The sequence below is a fragment of the Skermanella sp. genome (assembly GCF_059503625.1).
The window spans coordinates 1-3,374 of the sequence record NZ_JCACHA010000674.1; the positions used below are offsets into that span (position 1 = coordinate 1).

The 3,374-nt window shown below is 66.3% G+C and carries 3 protein-coding genes and 1 pseudogene; 1 reads left to right on the top strand and 3 read right to left on the bottom strand.

The features are described from left to right. From AC5JJ6_RS21585 to AC5JJ6_RS21595, 3 genes and pseudogenes are all read right to left on the bottom strand, one after another. Positions 1-94: pseudogene (locus AC5JJ6_RS21585) on the bottom strand (beta-ketoacyl-ACP reductase); the annotation flags it as partial. Between the two features lie 231 nt (positions 95-325). Then, positions 326-1,501: an acetyl-CoA C-acetyltransferase gene (locus AC5JJ6_RS21590; RefSeq protein WP_496044036.1), complete on the bottom strand. Its 1,176-nt coding sequence runs from the start codon at positions 1,499-1,501 to the stop codon at positions 326-328. Positions 1,502-1,682: 181 nt separating this feature from the next. Beyond that, positions 1,683-2,867, bottom strand: coding sequence for an alpha/beta fold hydrolase (locus AC5JJ6_RS21595; RefSeq protein ID WP_496044037.1), 1,185 nt, complete (start codon positions 2,865-2,867; stop codon positions 1,683-1,685). 79 nt (positions 2,868-2,946) lie between these two features. Here AC5JJ6_RS21595 and AC5JJ6_RS21600 point away from each other — a divergent pair, with 79 nt between their 5' ends. Beyond that, the gene (locus tag AC5JJ6_RS21600; RefSeq protein ID WP_044435020.1) at positions 2,947-3,156 is read left to right on the top strand and encodes a hypothetical protein; all 210 of its coding nucleotides are present in this window, start codon (positions 2,947-2,949) and stop codon (positions 3,154-3,156) included. The last annotated feature ends 218 nt before the right edge of the window (positions 3,157-3,374 follow it).

Here is a 3,374-nt window from a genome sequence, read left to right on the forward strand (position 1 = left end):
CGGCGGCGACCTTGTAGCCGGCTTCCTTCAGCCCGAGCGAGATGGCCTCGCCGATACCGCGCGTTCCGCCGGTGACCACTGCAACTCTTGCCATTGATTCCTCCCCCACTAAAGCGATGATTCGATGAGATGTTCATGCCCGAATTCGCATGATTGCACATGCTTCGATCAGGCAATATCGTTCAAAGGATGAAAGGTTCGCCTTGACGTGTATCAAGCGGATGCGCCGGGACCGGCGAACCATCCCGAAGATGATCCGCCGGCCACGATCCGGTGAGCGCCGTCATTCCGCCATCGACAGAGACGTCAACGCGAACGAGCCGCCTTAGTCGCGGGCAACGGTGAGGGCGATGCCCATGCCGCCGCCGATGCACAGGGTGGCGAGGCCCTTCTTGGCATCCCGCTTCTGCATTTCATGCAGCAGGGTGATCAGGACGCGGGCGCCCGAAGCGCCGATCGGATGGCCCAGCGCGATGGCGCCGCCGTTGACGTTGACCTTCGACGGGTCCCAGCCGAGGTCCTTGTTGACGGCGCAGGCCTGCGCGGCGAAAGCCTCGTTCGCCTCGATCAGGTCCAGGTCGTCCACCGACCAGCCGGCCTTCTGAAGCGCCAGACGGCTCGCGGGGATCGGGCCGGAACCCATGATCGCGGGATCGACGCCGGCGGTCGCCCACGACACGATGCGGGCCAGCGGCTTGATGCCGCGCTTGGCGGCGGCATCGGCCCCCATCAGCAGCAGGGCGGCGGCGCCGTCGTTGATGCCGGAAGCGTTGCCCGCCGTCACGGTGCCGGTCTTGGAGAAGGCCGCGCGCAGCTTGCCCAGGTTTTCGGCCGTGACGCCCGCCTTCGGGAACTCGTCGGTATCGACGACCACGTCGCCCTTGCGGCCCTTGATGGTGACCGGGACGATCTCGTCCTTGAACTTGCCTTCCTTCATGGCCGCTTCAGCCTTGTTCTGGGAAGCGGCCGCGAACTGGTCCTGCTGCTCACGCGTGATCTGCCACTTCTCGGCCACGTTCTCGGCGGTCGTGCCCATGTGATAGCCGTGGAAGGCGTCCAGCAGGCCGTCGCGGAGCATGGTGTCGACCAGCTGCGTATCGCCCATCTTGACGCCGTTGCGCAGATGCATGACGTGGGGCGCCTGGCTCATGCTTTCCTGGCCGCCGGCTACGACGATGTCGGCATCGCCGAGCTTGATCGCCTGGAAGCCAAGGGCGACGGTGCGCAGGCCGGAACCGCAGAGCTGATTGATGCCGTAGGCGGTCTTTTCGACCGGGATGCCGGCGTTGACGGCGGCCTGACGGGCGGGATTCTGCCCGGTCCCGGCGCTCAGCACCTGACCCAGCACGACCTCGGAGACTTCGCTCGGATCGACGCCTGCGCGCTTCAGCGCTTCCCGGATCGCGATTTCGCCCAGGTAGTGGGCGGGTACCGAGCTCAGCGAGCCGTTAAACGCACCGATGGGCGTGCGCGCGGCGCTGGCAATTACGACTTCGGTCATGGGGAACGCTCCTTAGCTGATGGCGGTTCTTATTATGGTCTGCCTTTAGCACGGTTTAAACTAACCCCGGCAATTTATCGGCGCAAGGCAGGGCGGCGGTTTACCCGCTATCGGGCTATACCCGCGCCACTACGTCGCGCGTCCGAAAAGGGGAAATCTTCATCCACCTGCAACGCTGCGTTTATTCCAGGTTGCAGAGCCAGTCGGCCAGCGGTTCCCACACCAGAGCGGCGGCGCCGGCGCTGACGATCATGCCCACGTGCCCCAGGTGCGGATTGCAGATGCATGCGCCCGGAACCGCCTCGGCCAGAGCCCGTGCCGACCGGGGCGGCACGATGCGGTCCTTCTCCGGGATCATGACCAATGTGGGAGGCCGGAGGCGCCGGGGGTCAACGGCCTCGCCCGCGATCAGCCAGCGCCCGTTCGCGGTGTCGTTGCGGCCGTACCAGCCGGTCAGGCAATCGCGCGCCACCGCCGCCGGCAGGGTGACGCCGTCGTTGACCCAGTCCTCCAGGGCGACGAACCGGCGAGCCGGCTCGCCGTCCGGGTCCATCCGGGCGAACTTCGTGAACTTGTTCGCCATCTGCAACGGGTCCTGCATGGCGAAGAGCGCCTGGATCGCGTCGATCGGCAGCTCGCCCCAGCTGTCCAGCGCCGGCTCGAACGGCGCCAGCGCCGCCGCCGTACGTTTCGCCGCCGCCGCATTGTCGGCATGGAAGTCCCAGGGCGTCGCCAGCAGCGCCAGCCCGGCGATGTCGCGCGGCCGGCGCTGCGCCAGCGCCGTCGTCAGCAGCCCGCCCATGCAGTACCCGACCAGGGCCGGCCGTTCCCCGAACTCCAGCACGGCGTTGAGCGCCCGCTCCAGCCGCCCGGCGACGAAGTCGGTCAGGGTGAACCTGCGTTCCAGCGGGCCCGTGCTGCCCCAGTCCAGCAGCAGCGGCCGGATGCCGCGCCCCGCCATCCACCGCATCAGCGAACAGTTTTCGGACAGGTCGAGTATGTAGTGCCGGTTGATCAGCGACGGCACGAACAGCACGGGACGTCCGCCGTCGCCACCCTTCCCGCCGCGGCCGGCGCCATAGTCCAGCAGGCGTGCCGGTCCCTCGCTCCAGACGGTAGGCGGATCGGCCAGGCTGCGGCGGTAGGGGTGGCTTCGATAGCGTTCCAGCCCGGTCAGGACGGCGTCGAACCGCCACCGCATCTCGCGGTCGACGGCGCGGGCGAAATCTTCAGGATCGACTCCGGCGACCTCCGCGCGGAGCTCCTCCACCCGGCCGCGCAGTGCCGTCTTCCAAAGCGGCGAGCCGCTCCTCAAGAAGGGCAATCCTGCGGGCGAGGTCAGCAGCGTTGTCAGCGTCGCCGCCATGTGGAGCGCGAGCGGACGCGGACCCTGACGTAGGGTCCGCGTCGGGGCGGCTGGCCATGGAGGGGGCGGCGAATGGGTCATGAAACTGCTGACGTTGAGCGGAACCGGCGTTCATGCCGAACGCGGTGAAGGGAGCCACGGCGGCCGCACCCTGTCCCATGATCTGGAACAGGCGGGCGAAGTTTTCCGCCACATCCGGATCGACCGCAAGCGCCGACCACTGGTCCTGCCAGAGATCGAGATAGCGGCGCGCCAGACTTTCCAAGGTTGGTGGATCGAAATCCGGTGAGTTGCCCATGGCAGTCAATATAATGAAGAATTACCGCGTTTGAACAGAGCGGAGCCTATGCGTCCCATGATGCGGTGCATCCCAATTGCGGGGGATAGGTCGGCAGAACGCTTGCCTAAAGGCGCTCCGTTCGCGTACTTCTAATGTCTTGAGGGATTTAAGCGCAATGCCACCGCGTGAAAGCATACAAAATGGCCGAAAAAGACGACGTCAAAGTT